Raw genomic sequence first — 26,085 nt, 5'->3', positions numbered from 1 at the left:
ATCGCCAAAAGTAATCCTCTTCTCCCTAGGGAGAAGAGGATAGGAGATTAGAATATGAGGTAATTTTAGCTCATCAGAGCCTTAGTGGTCGATTGTCCCATTTTATTTAACCGAGAAAATAAGCTCGTGTTCAAAGCGGCAAAAAGGGCCCATTGAGTCAGTAGGGAAAAGGCAAAAGGTAAGACCAACGTCTGGGCAGTTTGTTCTAAGGCGAACCAAGCGCCCCCAAATACGGAGAACATCCACCAAGTAGCGGCCATTTTGGGGCTGAGTTCTAATATTCCTACAATCATTAAGGGGAGCAGTAACCCCGCGAAGACTAAAAATCCGGCGATCGCCACCCGCTTTTGAGAACGATTCAGTAAGCTCAATTGGACAATCAGCCCATAAATGAGCATCAGATTGGCCGAGATAATCAAAGACAAAATCGCCCAAGTTCTTTCTGGGTTGGGTAAGCGGGCGATCGCCCAGAATACCCAAACGGCCGTAATCATCAGCACTTGCAGGGCGATCGCCCCTACCGCAGGACTCTTTTCACCCCAAAGCAAATCCTGAATCAATCCTCGATTGTGCTTCGGTTGCTGATGACGATATCTAGCCCAGTCTAAGCAATTTTGACGCTCTGGAGCGATCAGGAAACTGCTCAGAAGCACCACCATCAAATTAAACACGCTGATCGCGAATAACAGGTAAAATCCTTCGTCAGGGAAATCTAATTCAGCAGGCAGAGCAAACCCCAATAACCAGATCTGAAACGTTGCCAGCATCCCATAACTTTGAGACTTACTCATCCGCGTTCCTAGGGGATTTTGATAGACACGATTGACCATAGAAGCCATCCAATAGGCGATCGCCATACCCGTGACCATCGTTAATCCATAGCCCACCCAAGCTGAAGAGAAAGGAAAGATAAACCAAGAATCCTGAAAGTATTCTACATTACCCAAAGAATAGGCATCCCAGCAATGACGTACCCCTTGTAAATAATAGGGCATCACCATTAAACTAATAACACTCGCACTCCCAGCACGGGCTTGTTCCCCCACTTTATCATGGCCGATGATGCCGAATAATAGGGCCATAGAGTAACAGACTGCACACCCCAATCCCCAAAGACTATACAGCGCTAACAGACTGACTAAAGAATACTCTTGTAGGATAGCCAAAGCATGGAGGGGTAAACAGAGCAGAGTAAAACAGTATACAACAATTGGTACACCCAGCACTTTACCCCATAAGACTTTTTCACTCTCTTGAGGACTAAAGCGAATAAAATTAAGGGTTCCTTTTCTGACTTCTTTGGCCAGATCGCTAGTCAATAAAAAGACCCCACAAACCCATAAAGTTAACGGTAAAATCCAATCCAGGGAACTATAAATGACTGACCAGGAGAACTCCTGACCGATATAATCATATTCCGTGGCTACTAGAATCAAAAGACCTTGCAAAAGCACAGCCGCTCCCAAGGCTAAAACGAGGGGACCAGGTTTAAGCCGGCCTTTTAGCTCCCTCAATAATTGGGGATTCCATTCCCCAATGCGATGAAATACTGAATCCATATTTGAACATACTCCTAAACGTTCTCTAGGGTGAATATCTTTTGGCTTTAAACCTAATGTACGGGTATTATTCCTCAGTGCTAAGTCAATGTTTGGACGTTTGGACACTTATACTGTTCTATTATGGCAGTTGAAAGTGGACAGTTGGGAGATTCAGATCGAGTTGACTGGCTCGATCAACCATTGGCCGTTTCATTAACGGGGAAACGGTCGATCAACTTCATGGCCCAAATAGCATTATCCTTGAGCGTATTGGAAATATGGGGGATATGGGGAATTTGCGATAATAAATCTAAGGTTCGTCTGAGTAGGCGTACAATATCCCCTTCATCTAAACTCGTTTGTTCACACAGTTGAGTCCAATCGAGATCCTGGGCCCATTGTTCCACTAAAGCAATTAGCTCATACTCTAACCAAATGGGCAGGGCGACATCATAGCGCCGTTGTTGCTGGAAGAGTTGGCGGCGCATCGATTGTAAGTCTAATAAGGCTTCGATCACGGGTTGAGAAGTATTGTAGTTGACCCAACTATCGGGACGTGGTGTTTCTGTCACTAGGGCAGCGCAAGCGGCGGCTAAATGATGGGGTTCTAGCTGGGCAAAGATTTCAGAGGTTAAGGCGATACCGAGCCATAATTCATTTTCTCCTCGCAGGGTAGCGGCCGATTCACCGAGAGTCGTGGGAACGAGCTTAGGATCTAGGGCGTTAAAGGTTTGCAAAATGGCAATTAAATTGAGAAACTCTTCCCAATAACGGGATTTGAGACGCTGAAACTTGTTGAGCCGATCGCCGATTTGTTTATCTAGTTTCTCGGCACGGGCAATTTTTTTGATCGTTTGACCCCGTTCCGGCCATTGATGCACGGGATGCTCCAGTATCCAAGCTGTAATTTTCTCGACTTCTAAGTGTTGCTCATCCACCTCTGGAGCGACTAACGTAGGTTCTAACTGGGGAATGTGGCTGGCTGTGGCTGCTGTTTCTGCGCCACTCTTGCGACACTCTCCTGGTTTTAAGCCTAATTCTGGGGGCAACTCCCAACTATCGACGACCTTAAACCGGGGAATATCTCCATATAATCCCACTACATCCCCATAGGTGGCCACCATCCAGCGATTATCTTCCCCCAAACAGACTAAATAAGGGGCTTGGCCGCTGCCGGGTACTTTTCTAACCAAAATGGCAGAAACTGGCTCGGAAACGGTAATATACTTGCCTTTGAGACTTAAGACGGTTCCCTGGACGGCAAAATCGATCGCCGCCGCTAAATCTTTTGTTCGCGCCCGTTCTGCTTGATTTTGCAAGGTTTTATGCAGTCGTTTGGCTTCCCGGAGTCGCTCTTGCAGTTTCTTATAGCTGGCGGCTTGCTCTTGGAGGGTTTCTAGGTCGCCATAGGGAGCGAGTTGGGCGAAAATTTGCTTTTGTTCGGCTTGCAAATCGGCGATCGCCTGCTGTTGGGGAATTAAGCTTAAATTGGCCATATACTGACCAAAACTGCGCTCGATCAGTTGTTTGGCTTCGTCTAAACTATGGGTTTGCAGCAGGTTCAGCACCATCCCATAACTGGGGGTAAACTGACTCACCAAGGGATCGGGCCCTGCGGTGGCTAAATAGCCTGCTTCTTTGGTTCCTTCAAACCGGGTTTCGACGACCACTAAATGGCCAATTTCATCCATTCCTCTGCGTCCTGCCCGTCCGGCCATTTGCAGAAATTCACTGGGGTTGAGCAGGCGATGGCCCTGATCGGTGCGTTTAGATAAACTGGAAATCACCGTGGTGCGAGCGGGCATATTAATTCCAGCCGCTAGGGTTTCCGTGGCAAAGACAACTTTAATTAATCCCTTTTGAAACAGTTCTTCTACCAGAGATTTCCAAGCCGGTAATAACCCCGCATGGTGAGCGGCTACCCCCCGATAGAGGCATTCTACCTGCGATCGCCGAATGGCTTCCGGATGCTGATGCAGCACCAGTTCTAGATGGGCCGCGACTTGCCGTTTTTCTTCGGAGGTGAGCAGGGAGAGTCCCACGGTTTCCGCCACGGCGCGATCGCATCCCTTACGGGAGAAAATAAAGTAAATTGCCGGTAGCATATCCCGCTCTTGCAGTCGGGACACCACGGTTAATAAGCTAGGGACTTGATCTTTGGGTTTGACTTTGGGCGGTTTTTTGCCCTTGTATTTTGTATTCAGCAATAGGCGGTTAATACTATTGCCTTTCTTGTTCAGCAGAGGAAAGATCCCTTTAAGATTGCAAAAGTTATATTGCAGGGGGACGGGGCGGAAGTCTGCGTAAATCCGTTCTGTGGGGCCGTGGACTTGGGAGATCCAGTCGGTGAGCTGGTCACTGTTGGCTACGGTTGCAGATAGGGCGACTAGTTGAATATGGGGAGGACAATAAATAATGGATTCTTCCCAAACTGTTCCCCGTTGGCGATCGTTCATGTAGTGACATTCGTCTAGAACGACCGCCTCTACTCCCTGGATCGATGTGCCAATTTGACCAATCGGAGTTCCGTATAGCATATTCCGAAATACTTCTGTGGTCATGATTACCACGGGAGCTTCTCGGTTCAGGGATAAGTCACCCGTAACCAATCCTACATTTTTTGCGCCAAAGAGTTGGCTAAAATCTCGCAGTTTCTGATTCGAGAGCGCTTTCAGGGGAGTGGTGTAGAAGACCCGTTTTCCCTGCGATAGGGCGCGATAGATGGCGTATTCTCCGATTAAGGTTTTACCCGATCCAGTGGGAGCGCACACCACAACCGATTTATCCGCGTTCAATGCAGCGATCGCTTCATCTTGGAACTCATCAAGTTCAAAGGAAAACAAGCGTTTCGGGTCAAGGTCGGTAGGGGAAGGAGAACTATTCACCATTCTAAAATTCTGAGCATAAGCTAATTTGCTCTATTTTAGCTTAAATCCGAGAAGCCTCGCGCCATAATCTGTGATTTGGCGTGAGATGAATCGGGTAAAATTTTGGGTTCGATACCCAAAATTTTACAACATCCTATTGAGGAGAGTTTTTATTTTCAATATACTTTTTTAAAGTAGAAATAGTGACTCCACCGCAAGAAGCTACAAAGTACGAGCCATTCCAAAGTGCATCTTTCCAGTACAACTTGTTAACGGGTTCAACAAACTCTTGTCTGAGTTTGCGACTGGTGACAGTTTTAATATTATTAACTAATTTACTTAAGAGAACATTGGGATGATATTGAAAAAGAAGATGGATGTGATTTTCCTCTCCATTAAATTCAATTAATTTGCATTCCCATTTAACCAAAAGCACTTCAAGTATCTCATGTAAGCGGTGCAGCATTTCACCCGTAAAAACATTGCGCTTGTACTTGGTTGTCAGAACCAGGTGTGCCTTGAGGTCTGAAACCGAACGCCCCCGTGAAATAAAGTCAGTTTGCATTTTTCCTAAAATCAGTGTTATTTTATAAGCATACACCAATTTTCTGTTGGACATGAGAATAGCCTACCAATACAGGCTATAGCGCTTTCTGCTTCGCAGACATGAAACGCGCTGTATAGGGCGGTAGGGCATTCAGTCCTTAATAGTTCGGTTAATGTTCTAGAGTGATCTGGGAGTCTCCGGAAGAGCCAACCCCTATACCGTCAGGTTAGCGGTGGGAGTAGGTCACTGTATTCTGGCTGACAGGGTAGGGAATCCGGAGATCGCCCCCCAATCTACTTCCGTTCTGGATGATTGTCAGCCTCCGAAGGTTGGCCCATTTGGTTAATACAATTAATCATTTGATAGAGTCGTCCATGATCCCGTTGATTAAAGTGTAAGACCAATCGGGGCAAGTCATGGACATCATTGAGACTCTCTTCCGGTAAAGCTTTCGTTTTTTGGATTTTACCGCTTACGAGGATGTCCCCAAACTCCTGATTGAGCTGTTTTACATCTGTATCCGACAGTTCAGTTTTCAGGCGCATGACAAACTGCTCGCGCACATAGCGACTGGAATGATAAACTCGATAAAATTGGGCGATCGCCTGACAGGCCACCTCCACCTGGTCTGTAATCGTATACAGACTTAAATCTTCCCCATTAATCAATTTCTGGCTTAACAGATGATCCTTAACATATTGCTCCCATCTGTACCAATATCGTCCCCCTGGCTTATCCAATAACACCAAAGGCATCGGCCCAGCCTTTCCCGTTTGGCAGAGCGTCAAACACTCAAAGGCTTCATCTTGCGTCCCAAACCCACCAGGGAAAAGAGCCACAGCATCCGTTTCCCGCAAGAAAAACAGCTTACGAGTAAAGAAATACTTAAACAAAACCAGTTTATCTTCCCTGACAAAGGGATTCGATCCCTGTTCAAAGGGAAGCTGAATATTGAGTCCAAATGACTGCTCTAACCCCGCACCTTCATTCGCCGCTTGCATAATTCCGCCCCCCGCTCCCGTCATCACCATAAACCCCTGTTGGGCAACTTGCCGGCCAAACTCCAGGGCAATCTTGTATTCTGGGGCATCAGACGGTAGGCGAGCCGACCCAAAAATACTAATTTTACGCACATGGCGATAGTCGGAAAAGATTTGGAAGGCTCTTTCCATATCCTGTAGAGAAGCCGTTAGAATCTTCCAGTCTAAACGCTCCATATCTTCTGCGGCAATTCGCAGGATACTAATCAGAGCTTGTTCTATCCATTTACCATGTTCTAAATTGGGCAATTGAGCCACAAGTTCTGATAAATCGGCTTTCAGTGTAGCGCGAGCATCTGGGGAGGATAAAGTCATCCGCAATTTACGCTTTGTGAGTAAACAGGAGTAGTAGAGAGAATTTAGGCTTCTCCACTGAGAAACCTAATTAGGCATTATTTAGGTCTAAATCTATGCTGACCGATTTTAGATAAAGTTGGGGCAATGGCAAAATTAGCATAGGGCCTTTCCGTTGCGGAAGATTGACGACCTTAGAAAAGCCCATGTGCTGAACTCAATCCATTTCGTATTCGGTTTAACCCTCACTCTTGGTTAAGCGATCAGCCTTCAGGGGCACTCTCACCCCCCTCCGACATATACTTTTCTAAGGTTGTAATCAAAGTGGTTTTCGGAACCGCCCCAACAACCATATCAACTCGCTGGCCATCTTTGAAGATCATCAGGGTGGGGATACTGCGAATACCATACTTGCTGGCCACACTCGGATTTTCATCCGTATTGACTTTCACCACTTTGACCTGCCCATCAAATTGTTCGGCCACTTCTTCAACGACTGGCGCAACGATGCGGCAGGGGCCACACCAGGGGGCCCAAAAATCAACTAAAACAGGAATTGCGCTTTGAAGCACTTCCTGGTCAAAACTATTATCTGTAACGGCTGCTGCTGTCATTTGGGGCAATCCTTATCCTACATTGCACATCAGGAATTCTATCATAACAGACCGATTGGTTTAAATAAGAAACCGCCCGAACAAACTGTTCAGGCGGAGTGTGGTGTGAGGAGTGAACGGAAACATCATGCGTCTCCGCTATACCCTATTGTAAACAACAGATTTCACTTTTCCCCGAATTTTGTACAATTTGTACAAATCTTTCTCAGATTTCTTTCTCTTGAGAAAAACTGAATCTATTTGCCCATCCCCAGTTGTTGGGCTTTTTGGTACACTTTGCCTTCCGTGAGTAAGGACGGGGCGATCACAACTTCCACTTGCTGCATTTCGCTAATGGTCTGAGCGCCTAGGGTTCCCATGCTGGTTTTCAGTGCCCCCAGGAGGTTGTGGGTTCCGTCGTCTAACTGAGCTGGGCCGCGCAGGATTTGTTCTAGGGTTCCGGTACTACCGACCCGAATCCTTGTGCCTCTGGGTAATACGGGGCTAGGGGTGGCCATGCCCCAGTGATAGCCTCGGCCGGGGGCTTCTTTGGCTCTGGCTAGGGGAGAGCCGATCATGACTCCATCTGCACCACAGGCTAAACATTTACAAATATCGCCGCCGGTGATGATGCCGCCATCGGCAATTACGGGGATATATTTGCCGGTTTCTTGGTAATAGGTATCCCGTGCGGCGGCACAGTCGGCGATCGCCGTTGGCTGGGGAACACCTACCCCTAAAACGCCCCGCGACGTACACGCAGCCCCCGGGCCAATACCCACCAATACCCCAGAAGCTCCCGCTCTCATTAACTTCAGTGCCACATCATAGGTCACACAGTTGCCTAAAATCACCGGAATCGGCATCTGTTCGCAGAATTGGGCTAAGTCTAAAGGCGCGACGGACTCAGGGGAGAGGTGATCGGTAGAGACGACAGTCCCTTGGACAAAAAACAGGTCTGCCCCCGCTTCGGCTGCCACCTGACCATATTTTATTGCCCCCACTGGAGTGGCACTCACCGCTGCGATACCCCCTCGATCCTTGATTTCTTTAACCCGTTTAGTAATTAATTCTGGATCGATGGGTTGGGCATACAACTGTTGCATCAAGGATACGAATTCATCTTTTCCCACTAAGGCAATTTTGTCTAAGACGGGGTTGGGATCGTCGTAGCGAGTGTTAATTCCTTCTAAGTTCAGCACTCCCATTGCGCCTAACTCCGATAGGGTAACGGCTGTTGTCACATCCACAACCCCATCCATGGCGCTGGCAATAATGGGAATTTCCCGCTCTATTCCCCCCAAGGTGAGGGTGGTGTTGGCTAGAGTCGGATCGAGCGTCCGAATGCCAGGTACTAGGGCGATTTCATCGATTCCGTAAGCTCTGCGGGCTGTTTTTCCCCGTCCAATTTGAATATCCACTGTCTCTCTTGCGTTTCCCAGAATATATTTAGATTAGCCTATCAAATTCGCTTGGAAATTTAAAAGGGTGGGGGAATGGGGGGATGGGGGGATGGGGCAGGTTAACTGCCCTGAGTGGGGTTAACTGGCGGTGGGATTTTCTGGAGCTGAGGGTTGTTTCATCGGTTGGCTTTGGGTTGTTGGGGCGATCGCCTTTGAGCGTTTTGCGTCTGGGGACGGCTTGGTGGGGGTTTGGCTGGGTTTGGCTTGGGCGTTTTGCTCCGAGGCTTCTGGGGCATTGGGGTTGCGGATTAATTGGCTAATTTGTTGTAGGAGTGTCCCCAATTTGCCTTCTTCCATCAGGGCATTGACGAGGGATAAGCCACTGGTGGACATCAGCAGCTTATTGATATCGCCCATCCCATTGCCGTTGTTGCCATTGGCTCCAGGGAAAGAGTAGATGCGGGTATCGCCCAAGATACCAGGTTGGGGTGCAAGGGCTTTGACAATTTCGGGAACATGGGGCGCTAGGGTGGGCCAAATTTCCGAAATCAGTTGGGCGGAGAGTTTGGCATCTGATAGGGCGTTTCTGGCTTCAATTAAGGCTTTTTCTCCCTCAGCTTCGGCTAAGGCTTTATCCCGGTTGGCTGCGGCGAGGGTACGGATGGATTCGGCTTCGAGTTCGGCGGCTTGGCGGGCAATTTCCGCTTGCCGACGGCGACGGAAAACGTCGATTTCCACCACGTTTTGCTCGGAGATCCGTTGTTTCTGGGCTTCTTTTTCTGCTTCGATCGCCGTTAGGCGTTGTGCCCGTTCCGCTTGCTCGATTTCTTGGGCAGTAATGACGGCGGCTTCGGCTTGGGCGCGTTCGGCATCGGCAACTAACCGTTGCTTTTCTTTTTCTACAATGGCGATCGCCGCTTCCTGTTGGGCAATCTTCGATTCCCGTTCGGCTGCTGCAATTTCAATTCTGGCTTTAAGCTGGGAAGATTCCACCATTTTCTCGCGGTTAATTTCTGCCACTTCGGATTCTTGTTTTTGCAGTGCTTGGGCAATTTTCAACTGTTTATTGCGCTCTTCTAAGGCAATATTAGCATCAATTTGACTTTGTTGAACGGACAACTGTTGCTGAATTTTTTCTTCCTCAACCGCCTTCGTTTGCAAGAGTTTATTCCGCTCAATTTTTGCCGATTCCTGGTCTTTCGATTCCTGAATCTCCCGCTCCCGTTGAGCCGTCATTGATTCAACTTCCAATTTTTGGTCTAAATTCGCCTCTTCTTTCTCCCTAGAAATGCGTAAGGATTGTTTTTCCGCATCCAGTTCCCGTTGCTCGATCAGCACTTTGGTTTTCAGTTCCACTTCCCGTTTCTGCTGAATGGATTTCTGAATCGTTTCTGTTCGCAGCCTCACGCCTTGAGCATCGAAAAAGTTATTTTCATCATAGGTATCGCTTTCTTCAATCTCAGAAATGGCAATATTATTCAGGGTTAAGCCAATTTTTTTCAAGTCCTGCTGAATCAGGTTCAATACTTCATCGGCAAACCCTAATTTGTCTGAATCAATTTCGGCTAAACTTTTCTTTTTCGCTGCCGCACGAATGGCATCATCTGCCCGTTTTTCTAGGGCTTCTTTAATATCTGTTGCTGAAATTTTTCCCTCCTTAGATAAACGAGCCGCCACCGTGAGAACATCCTGTTGATTGGCACTGACACACACATAAAAGGTAACGCGCATATTTGCCCGTAAATAGTCTTGAGTCCGCACGGCTAAATTCCCCGTGCGTTCCACGTCGATGGAAATTTCTCGTAAAGGAACGCGGGTGATTTCATGGAATCCGGGAATTACCACACAGCCCCCGTTGAGAAAGACTCGTTTTTGTTTAATAAATACACCCCCAGTCCGCACAAAGGCTTCGTTATTAGGAGTGATTTTGTAAACGCTGGTATAAGCGATAATTCCGAGGATTAAGAAGAAGACAAAACCCAAGGAACCACTGACTAAAAGCATACCCACCGATCCCATCTGCGGGAGTGGGTTTTGGGCGAGGATGGGTTGGGTTGGTTGTTCAATAATGGTTTGTTTCATAATGGGCAGAAGGGTAATGGGCAGAAGGGTAATGGGTAAACTGTTTCCCTTGGATAGTTCTATTCAAGGGTTCAGAGCATGCACAACAGACAAGCGTGGATGAAGATTCACGGGTGCTAAAATTAGCCTAACCAGCGTTTTTGGTCTACACTATCTTTTTCTACCGCTAGATAAAAATTTTCACAATACTCAATAATGATCACTCGATCGCCCCGTTTAGGAATCTGAGTAGCCCAATCGGGAAGTTGCACATTTATACTGACTAAATTATGGGCTGTGTCGATCGCATCGACTTGGCCAATTTGGGTGGTAGGCTGTTGGGGGAGGGTGGGTGAAACTACAGTTCCCGTACATCCGATAAAGCGATCGCTACGGGTATCTTCTCCAAATGCAGCAAACAGTTTGCCAATGGGCCGAGAAATGAGACTACCCCCCAATAGGCTTAAAATTAAGGAGACGATTAACACTGCATTTGCTAACATTCCCGTCGGGATTCCTAAGAGGAGGTTAAGAACCCAGCCCACTAGCCCCCACAAACTAAAATCAATGGCTAATAATAACAATAAGGGTGCTTTTCCTAAGCCTAACCAGCCCAAGGCTTGCAGAGCAGTAAAACTACCATCAGCGTCTGCGTCTACTTCCATGTCTAGGTCAGTATCCCAATCGCCATCGACATCGACATCGCCATCGATATCGACATCGCCATCACTGTCTCCACCTCCAGAAAAAATGACCAGCAGAAACAGTACGACTCCTAAACCGAGAAAGATCCAATAGGGGAGATTGGCAGGGTCAAAGACCATATCTAAAAACCTGAAACTTGAGAGGATTTGTGCATAGAGTTTAGATACAGCATAGCCTTATTTTCGGATATGCAAGAGATAATATACAGATTATCTTAATTTCAAGGGACTGATCTGGGGGGTCAGAGTTTGTAACATTTCGTTAAATAATCAGGTCACGCGATCGCCCCCTAGGTCTTATAATGAATCATTAATAACCTTGAACGTCCGGGAATGAGGGAGTTGAGTGATGATAGAGTTGAATGGCTTGATCTTTGGTCTCTTTTTGTGGATTGCCTATTCTTGGGTGCTGCTGCAATTATTTAGCCCTCGCGATCGCTTTGCTCCTCAGAATTTGGCTTATGACCATGGGGGAACCACCATCGCGGTTGAATGTCAAGTGGTAGCAGTTGCTGATTCGTTCAAGTTCAGGGAGTATCGCCGAGTTAGGGGTAACCGTTATCTGCGATCGCGGATGACCTGATGTTTTCTGAGATTCAAGATCGGGGGTCAAAAGCGGCGATCGCCCCATTCACCCAGTTTTCTATCAAATTCATTGTCCCTATCACCTAGTTCAAGGCTATCCTGATGTGGTTCTTTGCAGGGTATCTAGGGAGAGTTGTGCAAAATATTGGCGGCGAAACTGTTCTTCTTGTACAGCAGAAAGAAAGGTGTAAATCAGATTAGAGTTAGAGAAAGCGTTTTTAGAATTATAGCTGATTTCTAATCGATTGTCTTGGCTGTTAATCGTAAACCCAATCTGGGATAAAGCATTTAAACCCAAGTGTAAGGCGGTTGCGGTGACTTGAAGCCTGTCTTGGAGAAAAGCGACAGATATGGACTCTTGAGTACGGCTTAAATATTTGGCCATGCCGACTAACTTTGTCCAGGTGTCGATGGGGCGATGGGGGGTAAAGGGTTCATAGGCGATCGCCACAGTTTTTTGCTGTTGATTAGCTTGCTCTAACCACTCCTCAATTTCTTGCCAACTGACTGGATTTTTGGTGATGACCCAAGGATCGGACTCGGCAATTTTTTCCGGTTCGTCGAGTTGCTGGGTGCGCCAATCAAGAATGGGTTTTAATTCTGGGTTAGGGGTAGATAACTGCTCTTGCTGGACAGGAACTAAATCAATAATCCGCACGTGATATTTTTGATAGTCATTAAAATCTAACTCAACTACCACATGAGACTGACCGGAGGGAATATCATCTTGATAATGTCCCCACCATAATCCCGGAATTCCCTCCTTACTGCTGGAGTCGGTTAAAACAAAGTGCGTTTTAATGTATTTAACCTTATTACCTTTATTGTCTTTAATATTGGCATTATAGACCTGAGTAAACTGACAATTTCTAACCAAAATGCGCGGCACAGGATTTCCCATGCCACAGGGTTCTAAATATTTAAGTTCTTGAAAGAGTTCTTTGCCTAAATCGGCGACGGTTAATTCGAGGTCAATATGGAGAATGGGGGCGCGATCGCCAGAAGCTAAGGTACGATTGAGTTCTTGATTAATGCCTTCCGTAAACAACGCTAAGTTTTCCAGAGGTAAGCTCAATCCGGCGGCGAAGGGATGACCGCCAAAGCGATGGAGTAAATGAGCTTGGCTATTGACCAGTTGATACAGGTCAATTTGAGCGACGGAACGAGCCGATCCTTGGGCAAATTTAGATCCCAATTCGGAGCTTAATAAAAGGGTGGGTTTATGGTATTCCTGGGCAATTTGAGAGGCGACTAAACCGAGTACACCAACCGGCCATTCAGGTTTGTGGAGGACGATCGCTTGGGTGGTGGACAGGTCTAATTGGGCAACTTCCAAGATGGCATCTTGAACTACACTTTGCTGAATTTCCTTGCGCCGAGTATTGGCGAGTTCCGCAGATTCGGCTAACCGGTGGCAGCGTTTCAGGTCTAGATTAGTAAGTAGTTGTACGCAAAAACTAGCATCGCCATAAATGCGACTGACGGCGTTAATTCTCGGGCCGATGCCAAAGGAAATATCCGTGGGGCGATCGCCTGTTTTTCGGCATAAATCCAATAAACGCCCAATTCCCGGACGACGACGAGCTTCAGGAGAGCGCTGATAATCACGCTGTAAGCACTCAATTCCCCGTTGGGCTAAATAGCGACAATCTCCCGTAAGCTGGACTAAATCAGCAATTAATCCGATCGCCACTAAGTCCAGCAACTCATCTAAGGACGCTTGCGGAATATCGGGAAACTGTTGATACAGAGCTTCCACCAATTTATAGGCCACTGCCACCCCAGATAAATGGAACAGGGGGTGATCTTCAGCCAGATAGCGGGGGTTAATAATAGCAGCAACTGGGGGACGCAGAGCCGGTAAAGTATGATGATCGGTAATAATCGTATCAATGCCTAACCTTTGCCCTAACTCCACTTCCGCTAAATTCGTGCTTCCCGTATCGCAAGTTACTATAAGTTGGGTTCCTTGCTCGGCCAACCGTTCAATTCCAGCAACATTTAAGCCATGGGATTCCGTCAAGCGATTGGGAATATAATAATCTAACTGAGAAGCTGGAAAAAATTGCCCCAAGCCATCCAATAAAACGGCGGTAGAAGTCACCCCATCTGCATCAAAATCGCCCCAAATGGTAACCTTTTCTCCTTCTATTCTCGCTTGATTTAACCGGGCAACAGCCTGTTGCATTTCTTCGCCAAATTCAAACGGGCTAGTTGGGGTATACTGCTGAGGAGAAAGGAAACGGGCTAAAGTGTCCCGGTTTTGAATTCCCCGTTGCCACAACAGTTTTGCCAAGCCATCCCATTGGGAGAGTCGAGGAGTCAACCTGGTTAGTTCATACACAAACCAGTCTGGAGGCTCAACTTCAGGAGCGAGTTGCCACGTTGGAGTCGGTTTCATAGACATATAGCGCTTTGCGCGGCAGAAGGGTAATAGGTAATGGGTAAGTGGAAAACCATTTTTCACGCTATGGGGTTCTGAGATATAGTAAATCCCCCTTAAAAGTAGGGGGATTAATCCGAATTGGGTTTAGCCGAAAGAAGCCAGATTCACAGATTGAGAAGAGTCTTTTTCCTGGGTTTTGTGAACGAAGAGTAAGCCGTATTCCAAACCTTCCACTACTGCTTGATAAGAGGCATCCAAAATGTTGGTGGATACGCCCACGGTTGTCCATCGATTTAAGCCATCGCTCGATTCCACTAATACCCTGGTTTTGGCCGAAGTTCCGGCAGTTCCGTCAAGAATTCGTACTTTATAGTCCGTTAAATAGAAACTGCCAATTTCGGGGTAAAATTTCACCAACGCTTTTCTTAGGGCGGCATCGAGGGCAGCAACCGGGCCGTTTCCTTCAGCGACTTCGAGAAAATCGCGACCGTTCACCCTCACTTTGATGGTAGCTAAGGCATTGCTGGTCATGGTGGGATCGGGGGTAGACGCTCCCATGTCACAATGGACATTAAATCCCTTGATTTCAAACCAAGATTGAGCTTGTCCTAAAGTCGATCGCATTAACAGTTCAAAGCTGGCTTCTGCTCCTTCAAACTGATACCCTTGGTTTTCCAGCTCTTTGAGTCGGTCTAAAATTTGCCGACAGGCGGGGTTTTGCTTGTCTAGGTCGATGCCAAAGGAGCGGGCTTTGGCTAAAATGTTGCTTAATCCGGCTTGATCGGAGACCACAATGCGCCGTTGATTGCCAATTTTTTCGGGTTGTAAATGTTCGTAGGTGAGGGGATTTCGCGCAACGGCTGACACATGAATTCCCCCTTTATGGGCAAAGGCGGAACGGCCGACAAAGGGCGCATGATGATTGGGGGCTAAATTGACGACTTCACTTACAAATCGGCTGGTTTCTGTGAGGTTGGCGAGTTGTTCTTCGGCTAAACAGGAATAACCGAGTTTGAGTTGCAAATTGGGGATCGCAGAGCAGAGGTTCACATTGCCGCAGCGTTCGCCATAGCCGTTGATGGTTCCTTGTACCATTTGCGCTCCTTCTTGCACGGCGGCGATCGCATTCGCTACGGCGGTATCGGAGTCATTATGGGGATGAATCCCCAGTTTCACCGTATACTGTTGCTGCTGAAAATGGGCTTGCACGTCTCGCACAATGGCGTTAATTTCATAAGGTAGGCTGCCGCCATTGGTATCGCATAAAATCACCCATTCTGCTCCCGCTTGTACGGCAGCATCTAGGGTAGAGAGGGCATAGTGGGGATTTTTCTTGTAGCCATCAAACCAATGTTCGGCATCGTACATAATGCGGCGACCTTGCGATCGCAAATACTCAGCCGTATCTGCAATCATGGCTCGGTTTTCTTCTAAGGTTGTATGTAATCCTTCAGTCACGTGCAGATCCCAGGATTTACCAAAAAAGGTGATCCATTCTGTGCCCGCGCTGAGAATGGCTTGGAGCATGGGATCTTCAGCCGCTTTGGTATTCGGGCGACGGGTAGAACAAAAGGCGACTAGGGCTGCTTGAGTGAGGGGTTGTTCTTTCAGATGCCAGAAAAATTGCACATCTTTGGGGTTTGCACCTGGCCAACCCCCTTCAATAAAGGGAATGCCCAGTCGATCTAGACGGCGGGCGATTCGTAGTTTATCGTCTAGGGAGAGGGAAATTCCTTCCCGTTGAGCGCCATCTCGAAGCGTGGTGTCATAGATCCAGATGGGTTTAGAGGGGGATAAGGTGGTCATGCTTTTGAACCCGCTTGTTTCACGTTATGCATTTCGTCATTCATTGTAGAAAATTGTAGAGAAAGAATTCAGGGGGAAAATGTAAATTATGGTGAAGATTAAAGTGGCGGGTCAAGAAATCACCTGTGAAACTGGGGCTAATTTGCGCCAGGTGCTGTTAGCCCATGATATTGCGCTCTATAACGGTCAGTCAAAGTTAATCAATTGTCGAGGACTGGGGACTTGTGGCACTTGTGCGGTGTCTGTGGAGGGTGAGGTGTCGCCCCCGAATTGGCGCGATCGCACCCGGCGATCGCTTCCTCCCCATTCTGGCGATCGTCCCTTGCGTTTGGCTTGTCAGACTCAGGTGTTAGGTGATGTATCTGTGACCAAATTTGATGGGTTTTGGGGACAAGGAGACCAAAAGGTTTGGACTCCGGAGGATCATGGGTAATGGGGAACCGGGTTTCTGGTCTATCTTTTTGTTGCTCACTTGAATAGAAACCCGGTTTTGGGTCTAGAGGGTCTGCGAGTGTTTAGAGATCCAGGTTAAGCCGCCATAAATGAGGGCTAAGTAGAGGATGGCGATCGCTAAAATTAAGGTAACCATGGTTATGCCTCCCTGATGTGGTGAATGAGTGTTTTCCTATACTTTTATTTTACCCGATTTTGGGAGGATGCTACCCTCTAAAACTAACGTCGTTCATTCACCACAGAGTCCCCCAGAAACAGGGAAGGGAAAAGAGGGGACTAAGTTTCAACTCGCGTGATTTTGCTATAGGGAATAGATTGATTGGCCTCAATCATAACGCCTTCAATGTTTTGCTGGGCAAATACATAATCTTTGTCAAACCAGAGGGGAATATAAGGGACTTCTTCGGCTAAGAGTTCTTGAATTTCCACGAGGAGTAAGCGCCGTTTTTCTGGATCTTGTTCTTGCCGTTGTTGGTTAATTAGGTCATTGACGCGGGGATTATAATAAAAAGAGCCGTGATATTGACTGGCTCCGGCTGTGCAGCCGTCGGTTTCTGAACCTTCGGTGCATTCGAGAAACGGTTGCACGTAGTTATCAGGATCGAGAAAATCGGCGTACCAATCGAGCATAAATGTGGGATAAACACCTTTTTCTAGGTTTTGGAAGGCGGTGGTGGATTCGACGGAGTTGGGTTGTATGTCTAAGATTCCTTCGAGTTTCGTATCGGCGATCGCCTTCAGGGTACTGGCAATCAGTCCCCGTTTGGTGGAACTGGAGGGATACCAAACCTCGACGACTGCGGGGTTATCGGCGGAATAACCCGCTTCGGTTAAGAGTTTTTTGGCTAGTTCCGCGTTGCCATCGCCATAGACGGTTTTGAAAACCGGTTCTGATGCGGCGAAGGTTTTGGGTATTAAGCTATACGCCGGTTCCGCTTGTCCTTGGAGGACGCGATTGTTAATTGTGGGGCGATCGGTGATTGCAGCTAAGGCTTGGCGAACGGGAAGTTGATTGAGGGGATCGGATTGAACGTTGACAATCAGATAGTTGAGGGTGTTGCCTTCGGCGGCAATTTCTTGCCATCCTTGGGTGTCCATTTCTCTCTCTAAACTCTCAATTTGATTGCTGTCTAATGTGCCAAGGGTTACGTCAATGGCTCCCGTGCGAAAGGCGTTAAATAGGTTGGCGGGAGAGGAAAACCATTGAATATCAATGCCTTCATTTTCGGGAACCTCTCCCCAATAGTCGGCAAAGGGTTCTAAGCGGATCATATCTGATGTAACTTGGGCTACCTTGTAGGGGCCAGTTCCCACAAAGGTATCGGGCTGAAATTGTCCGCTTCCGATCTGATAGGCTTGGGGCGAAATGGGGCAGAGTCCGCCAAAGCCAAGGAGAGCGGTAAAACCGGCAAAGGGTTGGTTGAGTTTGAGGGTGAGTTCATATTCTCCGGTGGCTTCGATGGAGTCTACGATATCGGAGAGTAAAAAGGAGGGTTTGCCCTGGTTTTCCATAAACCGTTGCAGGGAAAAGACCATGGCTTCGGCGTTGAAGGGTGTGCCATCGTGGAAGGTGACTCCTTGACGTAAGGGGATGGTGTAGGTGAGCCGATCGCCGCTTATGGTTGGTAATTCTGTAGCTAACTGGGGTGTTAAGTCTGATGCGCCATCCTGGTAAGTATAGAGGCGATCGCCCACATTGTAGAGGATATTCAGAGAAGGAACTTCATAGGCATCGGCTGGATCGAGGGTGCGGGGTTTTAGCGTTGTTCCTAAAATTACTCGTGGATTGTTCCTTGTCGGAGTTTGCGTTGTATTTGACTGGGGACTACAGGCGATCGCCATGAAACAGCAAATGAGGGCGATCGCCAAAAATTTCCCTAAACGCTGAGATTGTCTGAACCGAGTAAATAACAACTTCTCTCTTCCTTGCGTGACCATGGCTCTCATCATAGTACAACATGGCGTTTGGGGCGATCGCTTCGCCTATATACATAACTTTGTATGTTTGACAACAAATTTTCATAAAATTTTACGTTACCCTAACAAGTAGAGCAATAAGAACACCCAATTGATGAGGAGAGTCTGATGAGTTTGATGCCAGAATCCGGACTGTATCCCGTCCAATCGACTGCCGTTAGTGTAGGGAAATACTTAGTCAAAAAGCTTGAATCTATTGGTGTTCGACATATTTTTGGCGTGCCAGGAGATTATGTCCTCCGATTCATGGATCATATTGTGGAAAGCTCCATGGATCTGATCGGAACTTGTAACGAATTAAACGCCGGATATGCGGCGGATGCTTACGCCCGGTTAAATGGAGTCAGTGCCCTTTGTGTCACTTACGGTGTGGGCGGATTGAGTTTAGTCAATGCTCTGGCGGGAGCCTATGCGGAACAAGTGCCCGTCATTGCCATTAGCGGTGCGCCCAAAACTTCAGCAGAACAGAATTCCTTGCTGATGCATCACACGATTGGGGACTATAATCTGCAACGTTCGGTATTAAAAAATGTCACGGTTGCCGCAGTGACGTTAACCGCCGATGATGCCATTGCTCAGATCGATCGGGCGATCGCCGCTTGCCTCCAGTATAAGCGCCCTGTATACATCGAAATTCCCGCAGATTTAGTCGATCATCCCTGCGTCTTACCCCTGCGAAAGCCCTCCCTGTCGGTACTCCAGAGCAAGCCCGAAGCCCTAGAAGAGGCGATCGCCGAAGCCGTCGAACTGCTAGAAAACGCCCACTCTCCAGTTATTCTAGCCGGTGTGGAACTCCATCGCTATGGCATCCAATCCCAACTCGATCGGCTCGTGGAAAAAACCGGCTATCCCGTTGCCACCACCATGCTCGGTAAATCAGCCATTTCCGAAATGCATCCCCAATTCATTGGTAACTATGTAGGAGCCTTAAGCCGAGATGAAGTCCGCGATCGCGTCGAAAATGCCGATTGTATTCTCTGTTTGGGCGCAATTTTATCCGATACCAACTTAGGCGGCTTTACGGCTGAACTCGATCCCACCAAATTAATCAACGCCAACCTGGCGCGAGTGCAAATTAAACATCATTTTTATTCCCCCATCCACTTAGGTGACTTGATCGACGGATTGATTGAAAAACTCCCCTATCGCGCCCCAGAAACCTTAAACATTCAACCCGCTTCTTGTCTGCTCAAAGATAACTGGGAAATCGCAGAAAACGCGCCCCTCACCAATGCCCGATTTTATCAACGGATGAACACCTTTATTGGCGAAAATGATATCGTCATTGCTGAAACCGGAGATGCCATCATTGCTTGCATCGACTTACTCATCCATCAAAATACCAAATTTATTGGCCAAGCCTTTTATATGTCCATTGGCTATTCTCTCCCCGCTTGTTTAGGTGCAGGGTTAGCCTCTCCAGAAAATCGCCTCGTCCTCTTTATTGGTGATGGCTCCTTCCAAATGACTTGTCAGGCGGTTTCAACTCTGATTCGCAATGGAATTCACCCGATTATTTTCCTGATCAACAATGACGGCTACACCATCGAGCGCATGATCCACGATGGCCCCTATAATGATATTCAACCCTGGAAATATCATTTAATGCCCCAGATTTTTGGTCAAAGCTGGAGTACGGAAGTGAGAACCGAGGGCGAGCTAGAGCTGGCATTGGCAGAGACACAGAGCCATACAGACAAGCTCTGCTTTATTGAAATTCACTTAGATCGCTTTGATTGCTGCGATCGCCTTGCCCATCTGACTCAAACCCTACAATAGCCGTACCTCTAATAGAGTTTGTGGCTTAGAAACCAGGTTTTTACAGTGATAGAATCGGCAAAGATTCAGTCCCAAAAACCCGGTTTCTTTATTTTGATTACCATCGCCTAAAACCGGCTCATTACCCCATCCATCATGAGAATCTTACCTTACCATCGCCTGACCCTGAAAACATCAGACTCGGTAATGGAAATTATCCATCGCCTAGAAGCTCATATTGAAGCACCCAAAATCTGGGAATGGAGGCGATCGCCAGATCATGCTCCCTATTGCGGTACGATTTCCCCAGATGGCTTTAACATTCGGCGAGTCATTGACTATCGCAATTCCTTTTTACCCCAAATTCGCGGTCGATTTGAACCCTTACCCGATGGTACTACCGTTCATATTACCCTCAGTTTACATCCGATCGTCAGTTCCTTTTTGCTCTTTTGGGGATCTTCCTGGTGCAGCATTTCACTCCTGTTTCTAGTTGCTACTGTGTTCTCGGAAGATATGGAGCTGGAAACTCTACTCTTTATTCCCCTTCCGATTATTGTTCTCTTTATTTTCTCTTGGGTATTTTGGTCAGAAGTCGATCGCGCTTGTCAAGACCTGACCCACATCATCAATCATCATAATTAATTTATTATTAATATACGAACATCCCCCCAAAACCCCATCCCCCTTTGCATCCTGGCGGGGGGCGGGTTTAGGAGAGCGATCGTTTTTTTTCTAGATGTTGGTGAAACCCGCCCCTACAAAACCCGATTTGATGGTGTTCTATACCGATGAATTTATATCTACCGTAGGGGCAGGTTCACCCAGGTTTAGCAATCCCCATCATTCGATTAGTGAACCTGCCCCATACACCTTTGCACCCTGGCGGGGGGCGGGTTTAGGAGAGCGATCGTTTTTTTTCTAGATGTTGGTGAAACCCGCCCCTACAAAACCCGATTTGATGGTGTTCTATACCGTAGTTTCAAGCGGCACTTACCGAAGCAACTAAACGATGTTCGCGATCGGCGGCCAACTCTAAACAGAGCTTCTGATATCTGCCTGTGTCAGTTCTGGGAAATCATCCATAATTTCAGCCACAGACATGACAGTAGGAAAGCGCTACCCTTAAAAGAGGTCAAAGTCGGTAGTCAAGAATCATGACAATAGTCTTAAAACCAGAAACCCATCGCGCTATCCTCGAAAAGCTCAAAAGTGATCGCTACTCAACTGCGGATGAGGTCGTTCAAGCCGCTCTGCAACTTCTAGAAGAGCGCGATCGCCTTTTAGACCAGCCGCAAACCCTGACCAGTATCGAGGAGTTTGATGCGATGCTTAAACAGCTTACCGATACTTTTACCGCTTGTGTCAAACCGGATGTTCCTCTACTATCAGATGAGGCTGTTAGCCGTGCAGGAATTTACCAGGAACACCCATAAGCTGTGATTTATCTTGTCGATACTAACATACTCCTGCGTTTTACTCGCCAGAGCGATCGGCAACATCCAATTACCATAACAGCGATCAGAACGTTAATTCAGAACGGACATCATCTGCAAGTAACGCCCCAAAACTGTATCGAATTTTGGAATGTTGCCACAAGACCTGCTAACAAAAATGGATTTGGCTTAACTGCGATACAAGCTAATCAGCTTTTAACATTAATTGAAAGTATTTTTCCCATACTAAGCGATATTCCTGGAATCTATTCTGAATGGCGGAGGCTTGTCATAACCTATGCTGTATCTGGAGTTCAAGTACACGATGCTCGTTTAGTAGCTGCAATGAAAGTTAACAATATTACCCATATTCTAACCTTTAATACTACCGATTTTACTCGATACGTTAGCGAAGGCATTGTAGCTGTAGATCCGACAACCGTAGCATAGAGTTATATCTACCGTAGGGGCAGGTTCACCCAGGTTTAGGACTCCCCACCATTCAATTAGTGAACCTGCCCCATATCCCTTTGTATTCTGGTGGGGGGCGGGTTTAGGAGAGCGATCGCTTTTTTCCTAGATATTGGTGAAACCCGCCCCTACAAGTCTCGATCATTAGATTATGGGGATACTATTAATATCACTCATTCTCCTCAACAAGCTGGAGAACTTTATTATATAACGGTGAAGCAATCCAAAATCCAGCTTTGTCGATCAAATCATCCAGCAATGGCTTGACTGTTGTAATCAAAGATTGTTTTTTGGCTTCCACTAAAATCCCTAAGATGCCAGTATAATAGATATGGAGTTTATCCGCTACTAAACGACCTTGACGCTCATCAATTAAGAGAACATCAGCTTGAAACTGCAATGTCAAAGCGATCGCCTCTGCTTCGCCGCGATCGAGTTCATTACAGAGAGCTTCAACGAGACTCAAATCCCTACAAGCGCAAGTGTTAATCCAATCTAATGTTTGCACTTCCGTTGCACCAGCCACTGGAAATTCTGGGTCAGTTAACTCCCGATAAACGGCTTCTGGAATCATGACTGTCTCATAAATTTCCTGCAACAAATGAAGATACCCAATAGCGGCTAAATTGTTAATCGGTGACGTATCGCTGATAACAATCATAGCCGACCCATTTCCTGTAAATTCCTAATGTCTTTCTCAAAATCTTCTAGATCGTAAACGGGAATTTCACGACTCGCCAGAAGGTGTTGAAATGCGATCCGGTTCATCTGAGCAAAACGACTGGCTTGAGATAGACTGAGCTTTCGTTTTTGGAACAGTAAAACGGCTATTTCTTGCCTCATTTCTGGCTCAGTCATGTGAGTCAACGTTAATATTTCATCAGATATCAAAATACTCATAAGACTTCTTTCTCTAAGATTCTCATCAGTGTAGCATTGGCGGCGATCGCCCGATCGAGACATCCCCCCGATCGCTCTTTCCCATGACAGTAGAAAAGCGCTATCCTCGAAAAACTCAACAGCGATCGCCAAACACAATCCACATCTAGAGCTATAAATCTTCATTAACAAACTTGACCACTATAGATAGTGTGGTTTAGGATAAATACCCCTATCTATAATCAAGCCAACGCAACCGCCGTGAACCACCTACTCGAATGGGAAGCCAGTGGAGTCGATCGCCAGCTTACCCAGCTTAACGTCATTCCCCTCGAAGGCCAAACCCCCTACAACTATCTGCTCTACGCTGATGACCTGCCCCGGCGCAAAGATGGCCGCCTGCGAGCCAATATTATGCAACGCTATCAGCATCTCAAGCAAGGGGGATGGTGGTGTTCCGGCATTAACCCCCTTACTGGAGAAGATGAGGACTGGGGATGCTTCAAACCGAGCCAACCCAGATATGCAGACGGCAAACCGATCAAATACGAACATCCTCCCAAAACCCCCACCCGACTCTTTGCTCTACGGGTTACCCAGTCCATCTGGCAAACGATCGCCAACCGGGGAAACGTACCCCTAACTCCCGAACAGATCCAACCGGAACACTCGGATCTTGGTTTTTGGCAATGGGTAAAAGATAACCCCAGCGTTCCCCTGTGCATTACTGAAGGAGCCAAAAAAGCAGGCGCTCTGCTCACCGCAGGCTATGGGGCGATCGCCCTTCCCGGCATCCATAGCGGCTATCGCATCCCCAAAAATGACCAAGGTCGGCGCATCGGCCACCCCCATCTAATCCCCGAACTGCAACCTTTCATCGCCCCTAACCGCCCCATCACTATCGTCTTCGACCAAGACAGCAAACCCCAAACCCTTCGCTCTATGCAAAGCGCCATTCGCCGCATGGGTTACCTGCTGCAACAAGCCGGATGTCAAGTCAACATTGTCACCTGGAACCCGGAATGGGGAAAAGGCGTAGACGACCTGATCGCCAGCCAAGGTGCAGCCAGCTTTCATCAAGCTTACAACCAAGCCATCCCTTTTGAGCGCTGGAAAGCCACCATCACCCAACAGCTCACTCATCCCCGCACCCTCACCCTCCATGAGCGCTACTTTCCGGCAACCCTCGATCTACCGGAAACCGCCCAACTGGTAGCGATCAAATCGGCCAAAGGAACTGGAAAAACCCAACTGCTCGAAACCATTGTTAAACAAGCCAAACGCACCGGACAACCCGTCCTCGTCATCAGTCATCGGGTGCAACTGGTCAAATCATTAGCTGCTCGGTTCGGACTGCCAGCGCTTACCGATGAAGCCTCCCCAGAACCGGGGGTGGTGCTGTGCATTGACTCTTTGCATCCCAACTCCCGCGCTCAGTTGAACCCCCAAGACTGGCAAAATGCCCTGGTGGTGATTGATGAAGTTGAGCAAGTCCTGTGGCATGGTTTAAACTCCAGTACCTGTCGCCGTCATCGGGTGGCTATTCTTAACACCTTGAAAACCTTAATTCAAAATGTTTTAGGGGGTAGCGGTCAAGTTTGGATTGCGGATGCAGATTTAAGCGATATTGCCCTAGATTATTTGATTGCCCTATCTGGAATTGACCCGGAGGTGGCGGTGGTGGAGAATACTTGGAAACCGAGCCAGGAAGAGGCTTGGCGGGTGTATAGTTATGAGGATAAAACCCCTGAGCGGCTGGTGCAAGATTTAGCCGATCATATCGCGGCTGGGGGCCGGCCGATGGTCTGTTTGTCGGCTCAGAAACGGGGGAGTAAGTGGGGAACGATTACCCTAGAGAGCTATTTACAGCAGCGTTTTCCAGAGCGGCGGTTTTTGCGGATCGATTCGGAAACTCTGTCCGATCCGACTCATCCAGCTTATGAATGTATGGGCAAGAATTTCGATCGCCTTTTGAGTCAGTATGATGGGGTGTTGGCTTCTCCCGCGATTGAAACGGGGGTGAGTATCGATCTCATGGGTCATTTTACCTCGGTTTGGGCGATCGCCCAAGGCATTCAAGGGGAAAACTCGGTACGCCAAGCTCTCTCGCGACTGCGGGAAAGTGTGCCTCGCTATGTCTGGGTGGCTCCCTATGGCTTTAACCGGGTGGGGAATGGTTCCACCTCTCTAGCCAGTTTGCTCAGTTGCGAACATCGGTTAACCCAGGTGAATATTCGTCTATTGCAACAATCGGATTTTACCCAGTTGGACGGGTTGGATCTGGGATTTCAAGCCGAATCCCTGATGACTTGGGCCAAGTTGGCGGTACGGTTTAATGGGGGGATGGTGCGGTATCGGGAAGCGGCGATCGCCGGACTCATGGCGGAAGGTCATGTTTGTCAGAGTGCAGTGGAGCAGACGCAAGCGGTAGAAGAGGAGAGCGAACCGAGCTTGAAAACTACGATCGATCGCGTTTTAGAGCAAAACTATCAGGCTGAATGTGAGGCGATCGCCCATTCTGCTATCCAGCCAACTGCCGTAATTTACCCGCAAGAGCCGTATCATCGGTGTAGCCAAACTCCGGATCAACGACGCAGATCTCGCCATCAGGAACTCTGGCAAAAGTATGGCATTCCGGTTACTCCGGAGGTAGTGAGTTTAGACGATCGCGGCTGGTACGAGCAATTACAGTATCATTATTTTCTCACCGTCGGTCGTCCCTATTTAGCCGATCGCGACACCGCTATGGCACGAGAATTACTCTCACGGAGATCCGGGGGTCTCTTTTTACCCGACTTTAACGGAACTCAATTGGGGTCAAAGATTGGTGCAATGGAGCTTTTGGGCATTCCGGGTTTAATTGCCGATCCAGAGCGAGTATTTATGAATACCGACGTAGACTTGGAGCAGTTAAAGAAAATCTCCCTTTCTAACCGGGAGGAAGTGCGATCGCTCTTCGGTATTGGACTGGCTAAAAATGCCTCTGGAATTATGATCCTGCGCCGGTTTATTAACCTCTTGGGCTATAGTTTAGAGCATCAACGCACCACCAGTCTCAAGGGTTCCGGGAAACGCCTACGCATCTATGGCTTAGTCTGTCCCGACGATCCTAGAGAACAGGTGTTCCAGCAATGGTTACAGCGTGATCGAACAGACGAGAAAACCTATCCGCGCATCCCGTTGACGCTGCCTAATATAACTAAGATACAGGAGTCGGACGGCGATCGCGTAAGCGAAACGGAGTTTTATCGCTATCAACAACTGAGTCTATTTGGGTAATAGGT

At 47.7% G+C, this 26,085-nt stretch carries 21 protein-coding genes and 1 pseudogene; 7 read left to right on the top strand and 15 right to left on the bottom strand.

Annotated features, from left to right (window positions below; all coding sequences use genetic code 11):
- Positions 1 to 65: 65 nt before the first annotated feature.
- The 8 genes from PJF56_RS00650 to PJF56_RS00615 all read right to left on the bottom strand — a co-directional run bounded on the left by PJF56_RS00650 (position 66) and on the right by PJF56_RS00615 (position 11,170).
- Positions 66 to 1,559, bottom strand: coding sequence for a G protein-coupled receptor family protein (locus PJF56_RS00650; protein WP_283760693.1), 1,494 nt, complete (start codon positions 1,557 to 1,559; stop codon positions 66 to 68).
- A 176-nt stretch (positions 1,560 to 1,735) separates the two neighbouring features.
- Positions 1,736 to 4,429 carry a DEAD/DEAH box helicase gene (locus PJF56_RS00645; protein WP_283760692.1) on the bottom strand — a complete coding sequence of 898 codons (2,694 nt, stop codon included), beginning with the start codon at positions 4,427 to 4,429 and terminating at the stop codon, positions 1,736 to 1,738.
- Between the two features lie 133 nt (positions 4,430 to 4,562).
- Positions 4,563 to 4,973, bottom strand: coding sequence for an IS200/IS605 family transposase (gene tnpA, locus PJF56_RS00640; protein WP_283760704.1), 411 nt, complete (start codon positions 4,971 to 4,973; stop codon positions 4,563 to 4,565).
- A gap of 275 nt (positions 4,974 to 5,248) precedes the next feature.
- Positions 5,249 to 6,310, bottom strand: a complete 1,062-nt coding sequence (locus PJF56_RS00635; RefSeq protein WP_283760691.1) for an LOG family protein — start codon at positions 6,308 to 6,310, stop codon at positions 5,249 to 5,251.
- A 242-nt stretch (positions 6,311 to 6,552) separates the two neighbouring features.
- The gene (trxA, locus tag PJF56_RS00630) at positions 6,553 to 6,903 is read right to left on the bottom strand and encodes a thioredoxin (RefSeq protein WP_283760690.1); all 351 of its coding nucleotides are present in this window, start codon (positions 6,901 to 6,903) and stop codon (positions 6,553 to 6,555) included.
- 236 nt (positions 6,904 to 7,139) lie between these two features.
- On the bottom strand, positions 7,140 to 8,303 hold the full coding sequence (locus PJF56_RS00625; protein ID WP_283760689.1) for a GuaB3 family IMP dehydrogenase-related protein: 1,164 nt from the start codon (positions 8,301 to 8,303) through the stop codon (positions 7,140 to 7,142).
- 120 nt (positions 8,304 to 8,423) lie between these two features.
- Complete coding sequence (locus PJF56_RS00620) at positions 8,424 to 10,367, bottom strand: flotillin family protein (protein ID WP_283760688.1); 1,944 nt, start codon at positions 10,365 to 10,367, stop codon at positions 8,424 to 8,426.
- A 122-nt stretch (positions 10,368 to 10,489) separates the two neighbouring features.
- Complete coding sequence (locus tag PJF56_RS00615) at positions 10,490 to 11,170, bottom strand: OB-fold-containig protein (RefSeq protein WP_283760687.1); 681 nt, start codon at positions 11,168 to 11,170, stop codon at positions 10,490 to 10,492.
- 229 nt (positions 11,171 to 11,399) lie between these two features.
- On the opposite strand from PJF56_RS00615, the gene PJF56_RS00610 reads away from it, so the two are divergent.
- On the top strand, positions 11,400 to 11,633 hold the full coding sequence (locus tag PJF56_RS00610; RefSeq protein WP_283760686.1) for a hypothetical protein: 234 nt from the start codon (positions 11,400 to 11,402) through the stop codon (positions 11,631 to 11,633).
- A 96-nt stretch (positions 11,634 to 11,729) separates the two neighbouring features.
- On the opposite strand, the gene recJ is transcribed toward PJF56_RS00610, so the two are convergent.
- Positions 11,730 to 14,036, bottom strand: a complete 2,307-nt coding sequence (recJ, locus tag PJF56_RS00605) for a single-stranded-DNA-specific exonuclease RecJ (RefSeq protein WP_283760685.1) — start codon at positions 14,034 to 14,036, stop codon at positions 11,730 to 11,732.
- A 129-nt stretch (positions 14,037 to 14,165) separates the two neighbouring features.
- The gene (gene cimA, locus PJF56_RS00600; protein WP_283760684.1) at positions 14,166 to 15,827 is read right to left on the bottom strand and encodes a citramalate synthase; all 1,662 of its coding nucleotides are present in this window, start codon (positions 15,825 to 15,827) and stop codon (positions 14,166 to 14,168) included.
- Positions 15,828 to 15,915: 88 nt separating this feature from the next.
- On the opposite strand from cimA, the gene PJF56_RS00595 reads away from it, so the two are divergent.
- Positions 15,916 to 16,260: a 2Fe-2S iron-sulfur cluster-binding protein gene (locus PJF56_RS00595; RefSeq protein ID WP_283760683.1), complete on the top strand. Its 345-nt coding sequence runs from the start codon at positions 15,916 to 15,918 to the stop codon at positions 16,258 to 16,260.
- Between the two features lie 296 nt (positions 16,261 to 16,556).
- On the opposite strand, the gene PJF56_RS00590 is transcribed toward PJF56_RS00595, so the two are convergent.
- Positions 16,557 to 18,218, bottom strand: a complete 1,662-nt coding sequence (locus PJF56_RS00590; protein ID WP_283760682.1) for an ABC transporter substrate-binding protein — start codon at positions 18,216 to 18,218, stop codon at positions 16,557 to 16,559.
- Positions 18,219 to 18,365: 147 nt separating this feature from the next.
- On the opposite strand from PJF56_RS00590, the gene PJF56_RS00585 reads away from it, so the two are divergent.
- Together PJF56_RS00585 and PJF56_RS00580 are read left to right on the top strand one after the other, a co-directional pair.
- Positions 18,366 to 20,036 (top strand): alpha-keto acid decarboxylase family protein, encoded by a 1,671-nt coding sequence (locus PJF56_RS00585; RefSeq protein WP_283760681.1) that lies wholly within the window; start codon positions 18,366 to 18,368, stop codon positions 20,034 to 20,036.
- A gap of 135 nt (positions 20,037 to 20,171) precedes the next feature.
- Positions 20,172 to 20,660 carry a hypothetical protein gene (locus tag PJF56_RS00580; RefSeq protein ID WP_283760680.1) on the top strand — a complete coding sequence of 163 codons (489 nt, stop codon included), beginning with the start codon at positions 20,172 to 20,174 and terminating at the stop codon, positions 20,658 to 20,660.
- A 337-nt stretch (positions 20,661 to 20,997) separates the two neighbouring features.
- Here PJF56_RS00580 and PJF56_RS21955 read toward each other — a convergent pair.
- A pseudogene (locus tag PJF56_RS21955) lies at positions 20,998 to 21,119 on the bottom strand (DUF433 domain-containing protein); the annotation flags it as partial.
- A 53-nt stretch (positions 21,120 to 21,172) separates the two neighbouring features.
- Between PJF56_RS21955 and PJF56_RS00575 the strand changes: the two are divergent.
- On the top strand, positions 21,173 to 21,451 hold the full coding sequence (locus tag PJF56_RS00575) for a ribbon-helix-helix domain-containing protein (RefSeq protein WP_283760679.1): 279 nt from the start codon (positions 21,173 to 21,175) through the stop codon (positions 21,449 to 21,451).
- A gap of 3 nt (positions 21,452 to 21,454) precedes the next feature.
- Positions 21,455 to 21,901 (top strand): type II toxin-antitoxin system VapC family toxin, encoded by a 447-nt coding sequence (locus PJF56_RS00570; protein ID WP_283760678.1) that lies wholly within the window; start codon positions 21,455 to 21,457, stop codon positions 21,899 to 21,901.
- 190 nt (positions 21,902 to 22,091) lie between these two features.
- Here PJF56_RS00570 and PJF56_RS00565 read toward each other — a convergent pair whose 3' ends face one another.
- From PJF56_RS00565 to PJF56_RS00555, 3 genes are read right to left on the bottom strand one after another with little or no spacing between them, the layout of a single operon-like run.
- On the bottom strand, positions 22,092 to 22,583 hold the full coding sequence (locus PJF56_RS00565) for a PIN domain-containing protein (RefSeq protein ID WP_283760677.1): 492 nt from the start codon (positions 22,581 to 22,583) through the stop codon (positions 22,092 to 22,094).
- Positions 22,580 to 22,822: a UPF0175 family protein gene (locus tag PJF56_RS00560; protein ID WP_283760676.1), complete on the bottom strand. Its 243-nt coding sequence runs from the start codon at positions 22,820 to 22,822 to the stop codon at positions 22,580 to 22,582. The genes PJF56_RS00565 and PJF56_RS00560 overlap by 4 nt, the downstream gene beginning before the upstream one ends.
- Positions 22,819 to 22,965 (bottom strand): hypothetical protein, encoded by a 147-nt coding sequence (locus PJF56_RS00555; RefSeq protein ID WP_283760675.1) that lies wholly within the window; start codon positions 22,963 to 22,965, stop codon positions 22,819 to 22,821. Before PJF56_RS00555 ends, PJF56_RS00560 begins: the two co-directional genes overlap by 4 nt.
- Before the next feature lie 97 nt (positions 22,966 to 23,062).
- Between PJF56_RS00555 and PJF56_RS00550 the strand changes: the two genes are divergently transcribed.
- Positions 23,063 to 26,080 (top strand): plasmid replication protein, CyRepA1 family, encoded by a 3,018-nt coding sequence (locus tag PJF56_RS00550; protein ID WP_283760674.1) that lies wholly within the window; start codon positions 23,063 to 23,065, stop codon positions 26,078 to 26,080.
- The last annotated feature ends 5 nt before the right edge of the window (positions 26,081 to 26,085 follow it).

Source organism: Roseofilum halophilum BLCC-M91 (assembly GCF_030068445.1).
Lineage (GTDB): Bacteria > Cyanobacteriota > Cyanobacteriia > Cyanobacteriales > Desertifilaceae > Roseofilum > Roseofilum halophilum.
The sequence above is the reverse complement of the archived record's forward strand: the minus strand, read 5'-3'. Positions and strand labels throughout refer to the sequence as shown.